14 protein-coding genes are annotated in these 18,007 nt (G+C 70.0%); 11 read left to right on the top strand and 3 right to left on the bottom strand.

From position 1 onward, the window contains the following. The first annotated feature begins 161 nt into the window (after positions 1 to 161). Entirely contained in the window at positions 162 to 1,970 is a 1,809-nt protein-coding gene (locus tag AYO52_RS06850; protein WP_067714976.1) for a long-chain fatty acid--CoA ligase, read from the top strand. 61 nt (positions 1,971 to 2,031) lie between these two features. Here the strand turns inward: AYO52_RS06850 and AYO52_RS06845 are convergent, their stop codons facing one another. Beyond that, a complete protein-coding gene (locus tag AYO52_RS06845) occupies positions 2,032 to 3,822 on the bottom strand; it encodes a long-chain fatty acid--CoA ligase (protein ID WP_067714973.1) in 1,791 nt (596 codons plus the stop codon). Positions 3,823 to 3,972: 150 nt separating this feature from the next. On the opposite strand from AYO52_RS06845, the gene AYO52_RS06840 reads away from it, so the two are divergent. From AYO52_RS06840 to AYO52_RS06810, 7 genes are all read left to right on the top strand, one after another. Continuing rightward, positions 3,973 to 5,184 carry a GAF domain-containing protein gene (locus AYO52_RS06840; RefSeq protein WP_082923828.1) on the top strand — a complete coding sequence of 404 codons (1,212 nt, stop codon included), beginning with the start codon at positions 3,973 to 3,975 and terminating at the stop codon, positions 5,182 to 5,184. A gap of 227 nt (positions 5,185 to 5,411) precedes the next feature. After that, positions 5,412 to 6,683 carry an NDMA-dependent methanol dehydrogenase gene (gene mdo / locus AYO52_RS06835; protein ID WP_067714967.1) on the top strand — a complete coding sequence of 424 codons (1,272 nt, stop codon included), beginning with the start codon at positions 5,412 to 5,414 and terminating at the stop codon, positions 6,681 to 6,683. Positions 6,684 to 6,804: 121 nt separating this feature from the next. Then, positions 6,805 to 7,878: a MoxR family ATPase gene (locus AYO52_RS06830; RefSeq protein WP_067714965.1), complete on the top strand. Its 1,074-nt coding sequence runs from the start codon at positions 6,805 to 6,807 to the stop codon at positions 7,876 to 7,878. After that, positions 7,875 to 9,407, top strand: coding sequence for a VWA domain-containing protein (locus AYO52_RS06825; RefSeq protein WP_067714962.1), 1,533 nt, complete (start codon positions 7,875 to 7,877; stop codon positions 9,405 to 9,407). The genes AYO52_RS06830 and AYO52_RS06825 overlap by 4 nt, the downstream gene beginning before the upstream one ends. A gap of 25 nt (positions 9,408 to 9,432) precedes the next feature. Then, complete coding sequence (locus AYO52_RS06820) at positions 9,433 to 10,596, top strand: iron-containing alcohol dehydrogenase (protein WP_067715134.1); 1,164 nt, start codon at positions 9,433 to 9,435, stop codon at positions 10,594 to 10,596. Further along, on the top strand, positions 10,593 to 11,960 hold the full coding sequence (locus AYO52_RS06815; RefSeq protein WP_067714959.1) for an ATP-binding protein: 1,368 nt from the start codon (positions 10,593 to 10,595) through the stop codon (positions 11,958 to 11,960). Before AYO52_RS06820 ends, AYO52_RS06815 begins: the two co-directional genes overlap by 4 nt. Before the next feature lie 20 nt (positions 11,961 to 11,980). Next, positions 11,981 to 12,628: a LuxR C-terminal-related transcriptional regulator gene (locus AYO52_RS06810; protein WP_067715131.1), complete on the top strand. Its 648-nt coding sequence runs from the start codon at positions 11,981 to 11,983 to the stop codon at positions 12,626 to 12,628. Positions 12,629 to 12,688: 60 nt separating this feature from the next. Here the strand turns inward: AYO52_RS06810 and mftM are convergent, their stop codons facing one another. Continuing rightward, on the bottom strand, positions 12,689 to 13,522 hold the full coding sequence (gene mftM, locus AYO52_RS06805; RefSeq protein WP_082923826.1) for a mycofactocin oligosaccharide methyltransferase MftM: 834 nt from the start codon (positions 13,520 to 13,522) through the stop codon (positions 12,689 to 12,691). A 214-nt stretch (positions 13,523 to 13,736) separates the two neighbouring features. Between mftM and AYO52_RS06800 the strand changes: the two genes are divergently transcribed. Genes AYO52_RS06800 through AYO52_RS06790 form a run of 3 tightly spaced genes read left to right on the top strand, consistent with a single transcriptional unit; the run spans position 13,737 to position 16,424 of the window. After that, complete coding sequence (locus AYO52_RS06800) at positions 13,737 to 15,260, top strand: aldehyde dehydrogenase family protein (RefSeq protein WP_067714957.1); 1,524 nt, start codon at positions 13,737 to 13,739, stop codon at positions 15,258 to 15,260. Then, on the top strand, positions 15,260 to 15,742 hold the full coding sequence (locus tag AYO52_RS06795; RefSeq protein WP_194307384.1) for a DUF779 domain-containing protein: 483 nt from the start codon (positions 15,260 to 15,262) through the stop codon (positions 15,740 to 15,742). Before AYO52_RS06800 ends, AYO52_RS06795 begins: the two co-directional genes overlap by 1 nt. 46 nt (positions 15,743 to 15,788) lie before the next feature. Further along, positions 15,789 to 16,424 (top strand): hypothetical protein, encoded by a 636-nt coding sequence (locus AYO52_RS06790; protein ID WP_067714954.1) that lies wholly within the window; start codon positions 15,789 to 15,791, stop codon positions 16,422 to 16,424. Here AYO52_RS06790 and AYO52_RS06785 read toward each other — a convergent pair. After that, a complete protein-coding gene (locus AYO52_RS06785; protein WP_067714951.1) occupies positions 16,421 to 17,995 on the bottom strand; it encodes an FMN-binding glutamate synthase family protein in 1,575 nt (524 codons plus the stop codon). The two genes, AYO52_RS06790 and AYO52_RS06785, sit on opposite strands and share 4 nt — an antisense overlap. Positions 17,996 to 18,007 lie beyond the last annotated feature (12 nt).

The following is an 18,007-nucleotide window of genomic DNA, read 5'->3' as shown; positions in this document are numbered from 1 at the left end:
TCTGAAGAATGAACAGGTCTGTCTATTCGCGAGTGTACGCGATGGGTCGAGATGGCACGAGGGTGTGGCCAGGGAATGGTCCCCTGATTGCCACGAGCGCCCGTCGGGCCGATAATCGACTGCGCTCCATTTTCATCGTCGCCCGAAAGGCCGCCTCCGGCATGCGCGAGATCACCGTCCCCGCCCAGCGAAACTTCATACGTTCCGACCTGATCCCGGTGGTGGCGCGAGGGCGCGCCGCCACGGCGCCGCGGGCGGTCCCGTTCGACCATCACGTCGACGGCCGGTGGCGATCCGTCTCCAACGCCGAACTCGTCGAGCGCGTGGACAGGATCGCGGCCGGACTCATCGCGGCCGGCGTCGAGCCCGGGGACAGGGTGGCGCTCATGGCCGGAACCCGCCTCGAATGGGTGCTGGTCGATCTCGCCGTCTGGACCGCCGGAGCCATCACCGTGCCGATCTACCCGTCATCCTCGGCGGGGCAACTCGAATGGATTCTCGCCGACTCCGCGGCGAAGGTTCTCGTGGCCGAGAACGATGAACACGTCGTCGTCGTCGGAGACACGACCGTCCCCGACACCTGCACCCGGATCCTCTACCTCGACGACGGCGGCCTCGAGGCCCTCGAGGCCGACGGCGAGTCCGTCGAGGCCGAGACCCTGGACGCCGCGGTGGCCACTCTCGAGCTCGACACCCCCGCCTCGATCATCTACACCTCCGGCACCACCGGACGGCCCAAAGGTTGCGTGATCACCCACCGCAACCTCCTGTCGGAGTGTCACGCGCTGCTCGACCACCCCATCGGGTCGATGGCGCAGCAGGGCAAGAAGGTCCTGATGTTCCTGCCACTGGCCCACGTGCTCGCCCGCGCCGTGACCTACACGGTCTACCTCGGTGACGCGACCGTCGGCTTCTGGGACGACACCTCCACCATCCTCCCGCGCTTCGCCGATTTCCGGCCGCACATGATTCTCGGGGTCCCCCGCGTCTTCGAGAAGGTGCGCGACGGGATCGCCACGAAGGCCGCCGCCAAGGGCGCGGTTCAGAGGGGGATCTTCGAGCGCGCCGAAGCGGTCGCCATCGAGGACAGCCGTCTGCGCGGCAACGACGGACTGGACGACGCGCGCCGGCCCTCGCTCCTGCACGCCGCCCGGTACAAGGCGCTCGACCTGCTCGTCTACAAGGCCATCCGCGAGGCGCTCGGCGGCCGGTGCGAGTACGCCATCTCCGGCGGCGGCGCCCTGCCCGACCGCATCTCGCACTTCTTCCGCGGAGTCGGCGTGCCCGTCTACGAGGGCTACGGGCTCACCGAGAGCACCGCCGCCGCCACCGTGAACGGTCCCGGCTGCCAGCGCATCGGCACCGTCGGGCGACCCGTGGCCGGGACGAGCGTCCGGATCGCCGACAGCGGTGAGGTGGAACTGGCCGGCGAGCTGATCTTCGACCGCTACTGGAACAACGAGGAGGCCACCGCCGAGGCCGTCCGCGACGGCTGGTTCGCCACCGGTGACCTCGGTTCGCTCGACGCGGACGGATACCTGACGATCACCGGTCGCGCCAAGGAGATCATCGTCACCGCCGGCGGCAAGAACGTCTCGCCGGGGCAGATCGAGGACGCGATCCGGGCGCATCGACTCGTCGGCCACGCGGTCCTCATCGGTGAGGCCCGTAAGTTCGTCTCCGCGCTGATCACGGTGGATGAGGTCGAGCTCGAGAACTGGGCGGCGGAGAACGATCGCAGCGGCCGGCCGATCGAGGACCTGGTCACCGACCCCGCGCTGCGCGCCGAGATCCAGGCCGCCGTGGACGATGCCAATCGGCAGGTCTCACACGCCGAGGGCGTCAAGAAGTTCGTCGTACTGCCCCGCGACTTCACTGAGGACTCGGGCGAGTTGACGGCGACCCTCAAGGTCAAGCGGCACGTGGTCGAGCAGCACTACGCCGAGCAGATCGAGGGCATGTACGTCTGATCGGGCGGATGTGGGAGCGCCCGGAACCCGTCCGGGCCCGGGCGCTCCCACGATCGGCGGATTAGGCGCCGGTGTACAGCGACTCGATCTCGCTGTCGAACCGGTCGTGCACGACCTTGCGCTTGAGCTTGAGGGTGGGAGTGAGTTCGCCGGACTCGACGGAGAACTCGGCCGCGAGGATCTTGAACTTGCGGATGGATTCCGCGCGGGAGACCGACTTGTTGGCCCGGTCCACCGCGTCCTGGACCGCGCCGACCAGGTCGCCGTCCTGCAGCAGGTCCGAGACCTCGCCGGTCTTGCCGTGTCTGTCCCGCCACGCCGGGAACGTCTCCGGGTCGATCGTGACGAGCGCCGCGATGTAGCTGCGGTTGTCGCCCACCACGACGGCCTGGCTGATCAGCGGGTCGGAGGTGAGCAGGTCCTCGAGCTGTGACGGCGAGACGTTCTTCCCGCCGGCGGTGACGATGAGGTCCTTCTTGCGACCCGTGATGGACAGGTAGCCGTCGGAGTCGAGCTCGCCGATGTCACCGGTGTGGTACCACTCGCCGGTCCACGCGGCCTCGCTCGCCTCCGGGTTTCGCCAGTAGCCCTTGAACAGTGTCTTGGCCTTGGCCAGGACCTCGCCGTCCTCGGCGATGCGGATTGTGACGCCCGGGATCGGCGTGCCGACGGTGCCGATCTTGGCCCGGTTGGTCGGGTTGACGGTGAGGACGCCCGAGGACTCGGTCAGGCCGTAGCCCTCGAGCAGGTCGAACCCGGCGCCGCGGAAGAAATGGCCCAGGCGGGCGCCCAGCGGCCCACCGCCCGAGATGATGCGGTCGCATTCGCCGCCCAGTGCGTCGTGCAGCTTCGAGTAGACGAGCTTCGAGTAGAGCTTCTGCTTGACCTTCAGCGCGGCCGACGGCCGGCCGCCGTTCTCGAGGGCCTTGGAGTAGTCGATGGCCGTCTGGACGGCGGCCTTGAAGATCTTGGCCTTCGCGCCACCGGCGTTCTCTGCCTTTGCCGCGGCGGAGTTGTAGACCTTCTCCAGCACGCGCGGCACCGACACCAGGAAGGTGGGGTGGATCTCGCCGAGGCGCTCGATGACCTTGGTGGTGTCCGGCTCGTGCGCCACGGCCACGCGCTTGTAGAAGCAGGCCACCTCCAGGATGCGGGCGAGGACGTGGGCCAGCGGCAGGAAGATCAGGGTGCGGCTGTTGGGTACGAACGCGTCCTGGAGCTGCTCCTCCACGGCCACCACGACGCCGCCGAACCCGCCGTGCAGGATTTCGCAGCCCTTGGGTTTGCCGGTCGTGCCGGAGGTGTAGACGATCGCGCAGGGGTCCTCGTGGCCCATCGCCAGCGAGGCCTGCTCGAGCTCCTCGTCGGAGACGGCCGCGCCGGCCTCGGTGAGCTGGGCGACGAGATCGTTCTCGATGACGAGGATGTCGCCCTGCCACTCGGTCTCCGCGGCGAGCACCCCACGCAGGTCGAGGTCCTCGACCACCGCGACGGTCGCCCCGGAGTCCGTGAGGATCCAGTTGCACTGGGCCGACGACGAGGTCTCGTAGATCGGCACCGTCACCGCGCCGACGGACCAGGCCGCCCAGGCGATCAGCGACCACTCGTAGCGGGTGTGGCTCATGATCGCGAGGCGGTCCCCCGGCTTGACGCCGCGGGCGATGAGGCCCTTGGCCACGCCCTTGACCTCCTCCAGGTACTGGGCGCAGGTGACCTCTTTCCAGTCGCTACCGACGCGGCGCAGCACTGCGACGTCGTTCGGGGCCTCCTCCGCGTTCTTGAACACCAGTCTGGCCAGGTTCGGAACGGGGAAGGGCTTCGAGGCGGGAGGGGTGGCGAACTCGGTCGTCATCGCGATCCTTAGGTCATGTGTGGCCTGTACCACTGTCAAGTGTAGAGGGTTGCTCGCCATCCGTGTTCAGCACGGTCTATTTAGATCCGTTTATGAGGGGCGCGTCAGGTTCGTGATCCTCGTTACTGTGATATGGGTTACACTAGCGTCATGTTCGGGGGTACGGGACCCGCGGCGAGCCTGCTGGTGGCCGAGTCGTGGGAGCGCAGCAGGCACCGGGGGATCGACCCCACGGTGGTCGCGCCGTCGGTCGAACTGGAGGGTCCGGACCTCTCCCGCCACGTGGCGCAGCACCGGATGGCGTCGGTCCTCCCGGTGGTCGAGTCCGTCCTCGTCCCGGGGGTGGTCTCCAGCGGGCACATCGTCGCTGTCGCGGACGAGCGGGGACGACTGCTGCGGGTGATCGGTGACCGCGGGGTCAGGTCCCGCGCGGAGTCCATGGCGTTCATCCCCGGCGCGGTCTGGACGGACGAGGCGGTCGGGGCCAACGCGCCGGGGCTCGCGCTGAGGCACGACACCGAGGTGCGGGTCCGCGGATCCGAGCACTATCTTGAGATGGCCCACGAATGGAGTTGTGCGGCGGCACCGGTCCACGACCCCGCCACGGGTGAACTGATCGGGCTCATCGACGTCACCGGCCCGAGCAGCGCCACCTCGGACCAGATGCTCGCGCTGATACGGGCGACGGTGATGCTCGCCGAGGGCGAGCTGCGCACGGCCGCCGGCCTCGTCGTCCCCCGGCGAGGCGGGGTCGACCACCCCCTCGGAGGGCGTGTGAGGCTGCGGGTGCTCGGTGCGGGGGCCGGCGTCCTCGACGGGGACGGCCCGGGAGGCGCGGGGCGTGCCCTGACCGGCAGGCATGCCGAGATCTGTGTCCTGCTCGACGCGAATCCGGAGGGGTTGACGGGAGGGGCGCTCGCGGAACTGCTCGCCGACGACAGGCTCGACGAGGTCAGCGTCCGCGCCGAGGTCTCCCGCCTCCGGCGGGTGTTCGGGCCGGATGTGGTGGCCTCGAGGCCCTACCGCCTGGCCCCGGGCGCTCTGGTCACCGACGTCCGAGAGGTCACGGACGCACTCGATTCCGGGGACGTGATGAAGGCGGTGGCCTCCTATCCGGGACCTATCCTGCCGGCCTCGGACGCTCCCGGGGTGGCCGACCTGCGGCTCGAGCTCCACTCGATGGTGCGGGCCGCGGTCCTGTCCGCTGATCGGCTCCCCGTCCTCAGGGCCTGGGTCGCCGGCGCCGGGCGGGAGGACCTCGCCGCGTGGCGGAGCCTGGCCCGGTCCCGGTACGCGGACGCCTCCACCGTCGCGGCGGCCGAGGCGCGGTGTCGCGTCCTCGATCAGCGCTTCGGGGCGTGAGGGGCGCGGGGATCGCGACGGCGACGGTGGCCTGAATGTCGGGGACGAATCGGCCCGGGCCCGTCCGTTCGGGTAGGTGCGGCGGTGCCATCCGGGTTGTCCGTGTGTGCCGGGTGGACAGAACACCGCAGTAGCTGTTCCGGACAGGGCGGCCGCCGGGCAAGAGTGATCGGTGTCACATTCACCGCCCCGCCGAAGGTGGGGGTCGCTCGAGCAGGAGGCGCACGATGGCGATCGAACTGAATCAGATCTGGGACATGCCGATCAAGGAGTTCCACCCTCTCCCCAAGGCTCTGCTGGGTGTCGGAGCACACGACATCCTCGGCGTGGAGGCCAAGAAGCTGGGGATGACCCGGGTTCTCATCATGACCACCGGACTACGCGGGTCGGGGATCATCGAGGAGCTCAAGGGCAAGATCGAGTATCAGGGGCTCGACGTCGTGGTCTTCGACAAGGTCGAGTCCAACCCGAAGGACTACAACGTCATGGACGCCGCGGCCCTCTACAACTCGGAGAAGTGCGACGGCATCATCTCGGTGGGCGGTGGCTCCAGCCACGACGCCGCCAAGGGCGCGCGCGTGGTGATCGCCCACGACGGCCGCGACATCAACGAGTTCCAGGGCTTCTCCAAGTCCACCAACTTCGAGAACCCGCCGCACATCGCGGTGTCCACCACTGCGGGGACCGGTGCGGAGACCTCGTGGGCCTACGTGATCACCGACACCTCGGACATGGACCACCCGCACAAGTGGGTCGCGTTCGACGACGCCAGCCTGGTCTCGCTGGCGATGGACGACCCGCTCCTCTACTACTCCTGCCCCCAGCACTTCACCGCCTACTGCGGCTTCGACGTCCTCGCGCACTGTTCGGAGCCGTACGTCTCGCGGCTCGACTTCGCCCCGTCGCTGGGCAATGCGTTGTACGCGACCAAACTCGTGGCGGACAACCTCACGACGGCCGTGTACGACCCCCGCAACCTCGAGGCGCGGACCGGGATGATGAACGCGCAGTACATCGCGACGCAGGCGTTCAACTCGGGCGGCCTGGGCATGATCCACTCGATGTCCCACGCGATCAGCGCCTACTACGACACGCACCACGGTCTGAACAACGCGATCGCCCTGCCCCGGGTGTGGGAGTACAACCTGCCGTCCCGCTACCAGCGCTACGCGGAACTCGCGCCGCAGATGGGCGTGGACACCCGCAACATGACGACCGTCCAGGCCGCCGACGCCGCGGTGGAGGCCGCCATCCGGTTGTCCAAGGACGTCGGTATCCCCGACAACTTCAGTCAGATCACGCCCGGGCTGTACGAGAAGAACCAGATGGACACGGGCAAGTACAAGGGCAAGGGCGACAGGATCGATACCTCGGCGGAGAACATCCGCAGGATCGCCGAACACATGATGGGGGACGCGTGCACCCCGGGTAACCCGCGTGAGTCCACGGTCGAGTCACTGATCCCGATGGTCGAACACGCGATGACCGGTTCGTACTGACCGTCTCGCGCCGGCAGGTCGCACTAACCCCACCAGGTCCTCCCCGGGGGCGGGCGAGCGGATCCGTCCCGCGCGCCCCCCGGGGGGACACCACCATCCAGAACACGGGAAGGGCCCGACCATGGACGTCATCGACGATCGCCCCGACGAGGTGGGTCCCGCGGACGCGGTGATCGACGTGGAGGTCCTGCAGGAGGCGCTCCGCGGGACGGGCTACATCATCGACCGGGAACTCGCGACGGTCGTGCACCTGGCGACGGTCCTCGACAGGCCGCTGCTGCTGGAGGGGCCGGCCGGTGTGGGCAAGACCGAGCTGGCCAAGTCGCTCGCCTCCGCGTTCGGTCGGCGGCTAGTCCGGCTGCAGTGCTACGAGGGACTCGACGACGCCCGGGCACTGTACGAGTGGGACTACGCCAAGCAGTTGCTCCACGTCCAGATGCTCCGGGATCGGATCACGGTGGAACTGCAGGTGCACGAGGATCTCGCCGCCGCCTCTGCCGCGCTGGCGGAGATGGAGGTGGGGATCCACGGTGAGGACTTCTTGGTCACTCGGCCGCTGCTCGAGGCGATCATGTCCGAGGACCCGGTGGTCCTGCTCATCGACGAGATCGACCGGACGGAGGAGTCGCTCGAGGCGATGCTGCTCGAGGTGCTCGCGGAGAAACAGGTGACGATCCCGGAGCTCGGCACCTACCGCGCACGCACCACCCCCTGGGTGATCCTCACCTCGAACGACACCCGGGAGCTGTCGAGTGCCCTCAAGCGCCGGTGCCTGCACTTCCACGTGGACTTCCCAGACGCCGCACGGGAGACGGAGATCGTCCGATCCCGCGCACCGGAGGTTCCGGAGACCGTGGCGGCCGATGTGGTGGAGAAGGCGCGGCGACTGCGCGAGATGCCGCTGCGCAAGCCTCCGTCGATCTCCGAGGTGGTGGACGCGGCCCGCGCCGCGTCGGTGTGGGGAGGAGACGGTCCGGAGCTCGGCTGGGTCCTGTCCGCCGCCCTTCTGAAGTACCGGTCCGACGACGATGTCGCCCGCGGCGTGCTCGGCGGTGGGGGCGCCCCCGGAGAGGAGCCGGCAGGGAACGGGCGGGACATGAGGGCGGCCGCCGATGCGACCGGGGCGTCGACCTCCGCCGCGTTCGGGGCCGGTCGGGCCCGCAGCGGGGCCGGGCGCGGGACCGGACGGCGATGACGACCGGGACGGCGTCCCGCCTCTCGCCCTCGGATGTCCTTGACATCGCCTCCGTGGCGTTCGGCCGACTCCTCAGGGAGCGCGAGGTGGCGGTCTCCCCGGCCGAGGTGGTGGAGCTGCGGACAGTCCTCGCGATGGTCGGGACGTCCCGGCCCGAGGCCCTGCGGGCGGCGCTCCGTGCGGTGACGGTCAAGTACCAGCGGGAGAACCGGGGATTCGACGCGGTGTTCGACCGCTTCTTCCTGGGCGTGCTGACCACCCGTACCGAGGACGCCGGAGGGGCCCACGGCGGCGCCCCGCAGGTGGGCGGACTGCCCGACGAACTGGAGCTGGACACGGACGAGTCCTCGCCCTCCACCCCGTCGGACCTGGACCCGGCCGAGATCGGGGATCTGGTCGAGGGAGACGAGACGAGCCGGCGGAACGAGGACATGCACTACGACGACTCAGACTTCTCGACCGCGACCGGGGAGGAGGAGTTCGCGGTCCAGGAGGGGGCGGAGCGGTGGCAGTCCTCGGTCACCTACGAGATCGAGGTGGACCGCGCGTCATCGGACCATGTCGGCGAGATGGGGTCCTCCGCGATCTCGGTGTCCGGTGAGGAGTCGTTGGAATGGGCGGACGCGCTCGACGTCCTGCGGACCCTCGACGGCTACGACGCCCGTCAGGTGTATGCGGCGCACGGTGACGACGGCGGGGATCTGAGAGGCGAGCAGGCGGGGATGTTCGTCGACGCGGTGCTCGCGTTCCTGAAGAGCCTCCCGGAGGACGCCACCGACGGACGTGTCGACGACGACGAGGTCCGGGGTGGCCGGGAGGTGACCGACAGCGCCGACCTCGAACGCGCGTCCCACGAGGTGATGCGCCGCATCCGTGGCGCCCCCCGCCGACGATCGCGACCGTTCGCCCGCGGACTGCTCGATTCTCGCTCCACGTTGGGTCGGGCGTGGGCGACGGACGGCGAGGCGTTCACCATCATGAACCGGACCCGCGTCCCCGGTCCGCTCAAGCTGCTGATCCTGGTCGACGTGTCGCTCTCGGTCCGGCCCGTCACCGGCTTCGTCCTGCGGCTGGCCCAGAGCCTGCACCAGAAGGTCAACCGGTGTTCGGTCGTCGCCTTTGTCGACCGACCCGTCGACGTGACGGACCACCTCCTGTCGTCGTCCGGCGAGAACGCGCTGGCGACCGTCCTGTCCGCACCCGGACTGGATCTCGAGGCGAGCAGCGACTACGGCCGGATGTTCGCCGAGCTGCTCGACCGCAACGGCGACCTGATCGACGCCCGGACCTCGGTCCTCATCGTGGGTGACGGGCGGAGCAACGGGCTCGATCCGCGGGAGGACCTGGTGGGCCGCATCAGCAGGCGGGCCCACCGGATGGCGTGGATCACCCCGGAGGCCCGGAGGTACTGGAACCGGCCCACGTGCGGACTGAGCGCGTATGCGCGATACCTGGACGGGGTGGTGACCGCGCGTGACCCCGCGGAACTGTCCGAACGGGCAGGTCTGCTGGGAAGCTCGCTCGCCTGAGATGCCCCGGGCCTATCGTGAGGTCATGTCGTCGGAAGGCCGGGTGGCGAAGTTCCACGCGCCGGAGATCCTCTTCGGCTTCGGAGCCCTGCCCGAGGCCGCGACCGCCGCCATGGGACTGGGCGCACGTCGCCCCCTCGTCGTCACCGATCCGTGGCTCGAACTCACCCCGTGGCCGGGCACGGTCGTCGAGGGGCTGAGGGCACAGGGTGCCGAGCCGGTCGTGTGGTCCGACGTCCGCCCCAACCCGCGCGCGTCCCAGATCCTCGAGGGCGCGCAGACCTATCACTCCTCGGGGTGCGACGTGATCGTGGCGGTGGGCGGCGGCTCGGTGATCGACGCCGCCAAGGGGGTCGCGCTCGTCGTCTCCAACGGCGGGCACGTCCTCGAGTACGAGGGGGTCGACCGTGTCCGGCTGCCGCTGCCCCCGGTGGTGGCCGTGCCGACGACGGCGGGCAGTGAGGCCGACGTCTCGCAGTTCTGCGTGGTCAACGACTCGGACCGCCGGACCAAGGTGACCATCGTGAGTCGGGCGCTGGTGCCGGACGTGACGGTCATCGACCCGAGTACCCATGCGACCGTCCCCGAGGACGTGGGGGCGGCGACCGCGATCGACGTGCTCTCGCACGGGGTGGAGGCGTACTTCTCGCGCGCGGCGGGCCCGCTGACGGACTCCCACGCCCTGCGGTCCGTGGAGCTGTGCGCGCGGTCGCTCGACAGGCTCGCGGCCGGCGAGAGGCTCAGTCACGTGCAGCTGGAGGACATGGCGCTGGCGTCGCTCGAGGCGGGGATGGCGTTCAGCAACGCCGTGCTGGGGGCGGTCCACGCGATGAGCCACCCGGTGGGCGGGCGGTACGACTCGTCCCACGGCCAGATCAACGGGGTCCTGCTGTCCCATGTCGTCCGACACAACGGGGTGGTGATGCCTCCGGACCGCATGGCCGGCCTGGCGCGCGCGGCCGGCGTCACCGTCGGTTCCCGGGGCGGCCAGGTGACGGACCGGGTCGCGGACCGCTTCCGGGACCTCTCCGCGTCGGTCGGGATCCCGTCGGGACTCTCGCTCCTGGGAGTCCGGGGCGAGGACATCCCCACGTTGGCCGCGCACGCGCTCGACGATCTCTGCATGGCCACGAATCCGCGTCCCGTCACCCTCGAGGACGTCGAACGGCTCTATCGGGAGGCGTCATGACCGAGGGGCCCACGGACCTGGACTCACTCCTCGGCCTGCGGTCGGTCAAGAGAAGTTTCTTCGACCAGTACCGTGCGGCCGAATCGCGGCTGCGACGGTCCATGCACGCACTCGATCGCGTCTCCGGGGCGCTGGTGCGGACCGCCGAGGGGCCCGAGGAGTTGATGCTGTCCGTCCTCAGGGTCGCGTACGACCAGCTCGACGCCCAGTGGGCGCTGGTGGCCCTCCGGGACGGTCAGCTCCCGTCCGTCGAACCACGGCACGTCCTCGTGGACCCCGAGGGGCGCTTCGTGGCGTTCGAGGGGCGGGATCTCGCGCCGGTGCCGGACGGTCTGCCCAAGGGTGTGGTCAACGTCCTGCTCGCGGTGCTCCGGGGCGGCCGCTCCGCCGAGGTGGCCGAGGCCGGCGGCCCCGACGCGGTGACCGTGCCGCTGATCCTGCACGGCGGGGTGATCGGCGGGCTGGCGTCGTGGCGCCACCCCGGGAGACCGGCCGATGACATCGACACCGTGGTCCTGCGGATCCTCGCCGCGCAGGCGGCCGTGGCCCTGCACAACTCCGTCCTGTTCCGGGACAAGGAGACGCTGCTCGCGCGGGCGGAGGAGGCGTACGAGGAGGCCCGGGGGCACGTGGTGGAGCTGTCCCGGCGGAACTCCGAACTCGAGATCGCCCACCGGGAGCTCGACGCCGCGCATCGCCAGCGGATCCTCGACGTGGAACGGTCGCGGATGGCCCGGGAACTCCACGACAGCGTGTCCCAGCTCGTCCTCGGCGCGGGGATGCATCTCCAACTCGGCCTCGACGCGGTGGGACGGGCCGAGCAGCAGCGGCCGCTGCTCGAGAAGGCGGTGCATCTGACCGACCAGGCCGTCGAACAGTTGCGGTCCGTGATCTACGCCCTCCGCACGATCGACGACGGTGACGGGAGCCTGAGTCGGCTGATCGAGGATCTCTGCCGTCTCCACGTCCCGTCGAGCATGTCCACCGAGGTCAGGCTCCTCGGCAGCGAGTTCCCCACGACCCACGAGATCGAGCACGAGTTGCTCCGGATCGCCGGTGAGGCGCTCGCGAACGCCGCGAGACACTCGCGGGGGAACGGAGTGGTGGTGACTGTGGACTTCAGTGACGAGGCCGTGGGTCTGACCGTGGAGGACGACGGCGAGGGCCGGCCGGAGGACCTGCGCCACCTGCTCGAAGCGGCCCGGACCGGGTCCCCCGACGAGCGCCACGGGCTGGTCAACATGAGGGAGAGGGCGGAACTGGTGGGGGGCGTGATGAGCATCGCGGAGTCCGAGCTGGGCGGGGTGGCGATCACGGTGGTGGCGCCCCGCGTCGACGGTGCGGACCGGCGGCCGGTCCGATGACCCCGTCGGCGGCCGGCCCCATGACCCCACCGGCGACGATCCGCACCGTCCTGGTGGACGATCACGCGGTCCTCCGAGAAGGGCTGCGGCTGATGCTGCAGCGGGAACCCGATATCGAGGTGGTCGGGGAGGCGTCGACCGCGGACTCGGCGCTGGAGGTCATCACCTCGACCCGCCCGGACGTCGCGGTGATCGACCTCAAACTAGGGAGCGGCTCCGAACTCGACGGACTGCGGGTCTGTGCAGCGGTCCGGGACCTGTTCCCCGACGTCGCCCCGCTGGTGCTCACCACCTTCCTCGACAAGGCGATAGTCGTGCGTGCGGTCCGGGCCGGAGCACGTGGGTACGTGGTCAAGAACGTGGATGTCACCGAGCTGGTGACCGCCGTCCGGTCGGTGTCGGCGGGGCAGAGCGCCTTCGACACCCGGACCGCGTCGATGGTGCTCGACGCTCTCAAGGGCGGGGGCTCGGCGTCCGAGGCCCTGTCGGCCCGGGAGATCGAGGTCCTGACGCTGCTGGCGGAGGGGATGTCGAACAAGGAGATCGGTCAGGCCCTGTTCATCTCGGCCACCACCGCCAAGTTCCACATCAGCAACATCCTGCGCAAACTCAAGGTCTCCCGGCGTGCCGAGGCGGTGTACGTGGCCAGTCGGCAGGGGTTGCTCTGACCGGCGACGGGCGGGGGTGGGAGGCGAGCGGGGCTGGAGTAGGGCGGGTGGCGAGAGGACTCACGTGTCCACCACGAGCCATCCCCCGTGGTGTTCGTCGACCCTCGTCCGGATACCGGCCGACCGGCCATGTCCGACCGTCGCGATCCGGGCGGCCAGGCTCGTCAGTGTGGGGATGTCGAAGGTCCGGACATGCCCGTACTGTGCCACCGCCACCGCCTCGAAGGGGACGGCGATCACCAGACGGCGTCGCGCCAGACGGAGGGCTTCGCGGACCATGTCCCAGCCGGCGTCCTCGTCGAGGTGCTCGAGGACGTGGACGAGGTAGACGGTGTCCGCGGTGTCCGTCGCCAAGGGAGTCGTCCGCGCGTCGAGACAGACGGGGGTCGGCAGGGTGTCACCGGCCGGTGCGCAGGTCCGGAGCAGCTTGAGGACGGTGGGGTCCAGATCTGCCGCGATGGTCCCGGCCCCCTCCCGTGAGAGCCGCAGGGACAGGAACCCGAAGCAACACCCGATCTCCAGCGCCGAGTCGCCGACCAACTCCGCCACCGCCCGGTCGTGGACCGGGGAGAACGGGCAGTGGCCGTTTGTCAGTGCTGCGATCGAGGACCGGTAGTAGTCGGACCAGCACTCCTGCCAGCTCCCGTCCCGGGAGGTCACGAGCGCGGTCACGGCCCGGTGGAACTCGTCCACGGTGTGGAGGACCCCGGTGTCGAGCAGGTCTCGGGACATGGCCGGGATCACCGCCTCGCTCACCTCGTCGTGGCTGAGGTCGTGCCCGATCCGTACCCGATGGGCGTCGGCCACGACGGTGAACGCCCCGAAGCGTCGGCCCGGTCCGCCCCGGATCGCGGAAATCTCTCGGGTCGCCCCGGGTCTCGCGGTGGTCTCCATGGGGGCTGACGGTAGGGCGGTCGGGACGTCCGCGGCGAGGGGATGCGGTGGATTCCGGCAGGTCGAACGGGTGGGGGCCTGTCCGGTCGGGCAGTGCCCGCACGGAGTCGGACGGAATCGTCCGTCGTGCAACGTTGCTGCAACCCCGCCGCGGATAGTGTCCTACATCACAGCGACGACCACGGGGGTCGCGCGGAGGAGAAGGAGGGGCACGATGCCCGTTTTCGCACAGCCCGGCGCCGATGGTTCGGTGATGTCCTACGAGAGCCGCTACGAGCACTACATCGGCGGCGAGTGGGTGGCACCCGTCAAGGGCGAGTACTTCGAGAACGTCACCCCGATCACCGGTCAGGTCTTCTGCGAGGTCGGCCGCGGCACCTCCGAGGACATCGAGGCGGCCCTGGACGCCGCGTGGGCCGCCGCCCCGGCCTGGAACGCCACCTCCGCCGCCGAGCGCTCGCTGGTCCTGCTCCGGATCGCCGACCGCATGGAGGAGAACCTCGAGGCCATCGCCCTGGCCGAATCGTGGGACAACGGCAAGCCGATCCGCGAGTGTCTGGCGGCCGACATCCCGCTGGCGATCGATCACTTCCGCTACTTCGCCGGGTGTATCCGCGCGCAGGAGGGCGGGATCTCACAGATCGACGAGGACACGGTGGCGTACCACTTCCACGAGCCGCTCGGCGTGGTCGGCCAGATCATCCCGTGGAACTTCCCGGTCCTCATGGCGGTGTGGAAGCTCGCCCCGGCACTGGCCGCGGGCAACTGCGTGGTGCTCAAGCCGGCCGAGCAGACCCCGGCGTCGATCCTGTTCCTGCTGTCGGTGATCGGTGACCTCATCCCGCCCGGCGTGCTCAACGTGGTCAACGGCTTCGGCGCCGAGGCGGGCAAGCCCCTGGCCTCCAACCCGAGGATCCGCAAGGTCGCCTTCACCGGCGAGACCACCACCGGGCGGCTGATCATGCAGTACGCCTCCGAGAACCTCATCCCGGTGACCCTCGAGCTGGGCGGCAAGAGCCCCAACATCTTCTTCGCCGACGTCATGGACGCCGACGACGACTTCCGGCAGGCCGCACTCGAGGGGTTCGCGATGTTCGGCCTCAACCAGGGCGAGGTGTGCACGTGCCCCTCGCGCGCGCTGGTGCAGAAGTCGGTCTTCGACGAGTTCACCGAACTCGCGATCGAGCGCACCAACAAAATCACCCAGGGCAACCCGCTCGACACCGACACCATGCTGGGCGCGCAGGCCTCGGGCGATCAGCTGGAGAAGATCCTGTCCTACATCGACATCGGCAAGCAGGAGGGCGCGGACGTGCTCACCGGCGGCGCCCGGGCGGAGCTCGACGGTGACCTGGCGGGTGGCTACTACGTGCAGCCGACCGTCTTCCGCGGTCACAACAAGATGCGGCTGTTCCAGGAGGAGATCTTCGGGCCGGTCCTGTCCCTGAGCTCGTTCACCGACTTCGACGACGCCATGACCATCGCCAACGACACCCTCTACGGACTCGGTGCCGGTGTGTGGTCGCGCAACGGCACCACCGCCTACCGGGCCGGCCGCACCATCCAGGCCGGCCGCGTGTGGACCAACACCTACCACCAGTACCCGGCGCACGCGGCGTTCGGCGGCTACAAGCAGTCCGGCATCGGCCGCGAGAACCACCGCATGATGCTCGACCACTACCAGCAGACCAAGTGCCTGCTCGTGAGCTACTCGGGCAAGCCGCAGGGCTTCTTCTGATGGACGACGTGTGCGGGTTGCCCTCGGGCGGGAGCGTGCGCATCGCCGCGCGGGCGCTCCCCCCGGAGGGCGCGCCCGCCGACCTACCGCCGCGCCTCGTGGCGACCGAGCCGGCCGTCGAGCTCATCCGCGAGCTCGTCGGCCGGCACGGCCCGGTGATGTTCCACCAGTCCGGCGGGTGCTGCGACGGCTCGGCGCCCATGTGCTATCCCGACGGTGAGTTCCGTGTGGGGCAGCGCGACGTGTTGGTGGGGGAGCTGGACCTGGCACCCGGGGTCCGCGTGTGGATCTCGGGTTCCCAGTTCGAGACGTGGAAACACACGCAGTTGGTGCTGGACGCGATCCCGGGACGGGGCTCGGGGTTCAGCCTCGAGAACCCCACCGGCAAGCGGTTCCTGTCCAGGGCCCGCACGTTCGACACCGCCGAGCTCGCCGCACTCGAGGAGTTCCCACCGAGGCTGGGCTCGGAGCTGGAGGAGTAACCCGATCCGGCGCGGATCAGCGCAGGTTCGGCGGTAGAGTCCGACCATGGACACGGATCGCACGGCCTCCGCTGACCCGCTCGACGCCCCCGTCGGGTTCCTCACCCCCGAGCTGCGGGCTGACCTGCTGAGACGCTGGAACGAGCCGCAGCGGCGGTACCACAACGAGACGCACCTGCGGGCGGTGCTCCGGGCCGTGGACGCGCTCGAGGCGGACGGGGAGACCTTCGACGCCACGGCGGTCCGACTGGCCGCGTGGCTGCACGCCGCGGTGTTCGATCCCGCGGGCGCGGAGAACAACGAGAAGTCGGCGGCGCTGGCCGAGGAACTGCTCGACCCCGCCGCGCCCGTCGAGGAGGTCGCGCGCCTCGTCCGTCTCATGGGCGGGCACCGGGTCGAGCCCGGGGACCTCGACGGGGCCGTCCTCTCGGACGCCGACCTGGCCGTCCTGGGCGCAGACCCGGAGACCTACGACACCTACGCCGCGGACGTGCGGCACGAGTTCGCCCACGTCCCGGGCGAGAGATTTGTCGCCGGGCGGATCGCCGCGCTCGAGGGACTGCTCGAGCGCAAATCCGTGTTCCTCACCCGCGCGGGTCGCGACATGTGGGAGAAGCAGGCCCACGCCAACCTCAACCGCGAGCTGGGACTGCTGCGCGCGGGGGCCGCCGGGAGCGACTAGTCCGGCTCGACGCCCGGCGGGGTGATCGCCGCGGTGTGCTCGGCGACGCCGGCGGCGACCATGATCTCGGTGACGGCCCGCGCGTCGTCCGGCCCGGGCAGCCCCCAGCCGTCGCCGTAGCCGTAGATCTCGGCGAGCGTGTGCGAGTCCCGGGTGCCGCGGGCGAGTTCGACGTCGGTGGGGCCGATCAGGCCGGGGTGGGGGACGCCGACGGCGCCGGCGACCTTGACGAGTTCGCGACGCAGCGACCGGATGTAGTTGGAGCAGCGTTCGGCCATCGCGGTGGGCTCCACCCCGCGCACCAGCCACGGGTTCTGGGTGGCGACACCGGTGGGGCAGCCGCCGGTGTGGCACTTCTGCGCCTGGATGCACCCCACTGACAGCATGGCCTCCCGCGCGACGTTGATCATGTCCACGCCCAGTGCGAGCGCTACCACGGCGTTCTCCGGGATGCCGAGCTTGCCGGCGCCGATGAACACGACGTCGTCGGTGAGTCCCGCCTCGGCGAAGACCGAGTACACGCGCGGGAAGCCGAGGCGGAAGGGCAAGGACACCGCGTCGGTGAACACGAGCGGACCGGCGCCGGTGCCGCCCTCCCCGCCGTCGATCGTGATGAAGTCGACGCCGCGGTCGCGCGGGACCATCGCCGTGGCGAGTTCCTCCCAGAAGGTCATGTCGCCGATGGCCGACTTGATGCCGACGGGCAGGCCGGTGCGGTCGGCGATGTCCTCGACGAGGTCGAGCATCGAGTCGACGTCGCTGAACGCGGTATGCCGGGAGGGGCTCGCGCAGTCCTCACCCATCGGGATCCCGCGGATCGCAGCGATCTCCTCGCTGATCTTGGCGGCGGGGAGGAGCCCGCCCAGGCCGGGTTTGGCGCCCTGGGAGAGCTTGATCTCGATCGCCCGGATCGGGTGCTTCTCGGTGAGCGCGACCAGCTTGTCGATGTCGAACCGTCCCCGGTCGTCGCGGACCCCGAAGTAGGCGGTGCCGATCTGGAAGATGAGGTCCGCGCCGTTCTGGTGGTAGGGGCTCAGGCCGCCCTCACCCGTGTTGTGGAGGGCTCCCGAGAGGGCGGCACCCCGACCCAGAGCCTCGACCGCGGGCGCGGAGAGCGAGCCGTAGCTCATCGCCGAGATGTTGACCAAAGAGTCCGGCCGGAACGCGCGGGCCCGGCCGCGGGCGGCGCCGAGCACCTTGGCGGGCGGGAGCGGGAGCTGCTGTCCGGAATGGGGGAGCGCGGACAGGGTGACGTCACTGAAGGTGCGCTGTTTGATGATCGGGTAGCCCTCGAGGAACTCGATATCGTTGTCCGTACCGAACCCGAACGTGGTCCCCCGGGACTCGGCGGACTCGTAGATCCAGTCGCGCTGATCCCGGGTGAACGGCCGTTCCTCGTCGTTGCTGGCGACGATGTACTGCCGCAGCTCGGGTCCGATGGCGGTCAGCGCCATGCGGGCGTGTCCGAGGACGGGGAACGTCCGCAGGATCGGGAACCTGGTCTGCCGCAGGTCCGTGGCCGCGACCGCGGCCAGGGCGGCCAGGGGCGCGCCGAGGAGCCACTTGCGCATGTCGACCTCCAG

It is taken from the genome of Dietzia sp. 111N12-1 (assembly GCF_001658045.1).
GTDB lineage: Bacteria > Actinomycetota > Actinomycetes > Mycobacteriales > Mycobacteriaceae > Dietzia > Dietzia kunjamensis.
The sequence above is the reverse complement of the archived record's forward strand: the minus strand, read 5'-3'. Positions and strand labels throughout refer to the sequence as shown.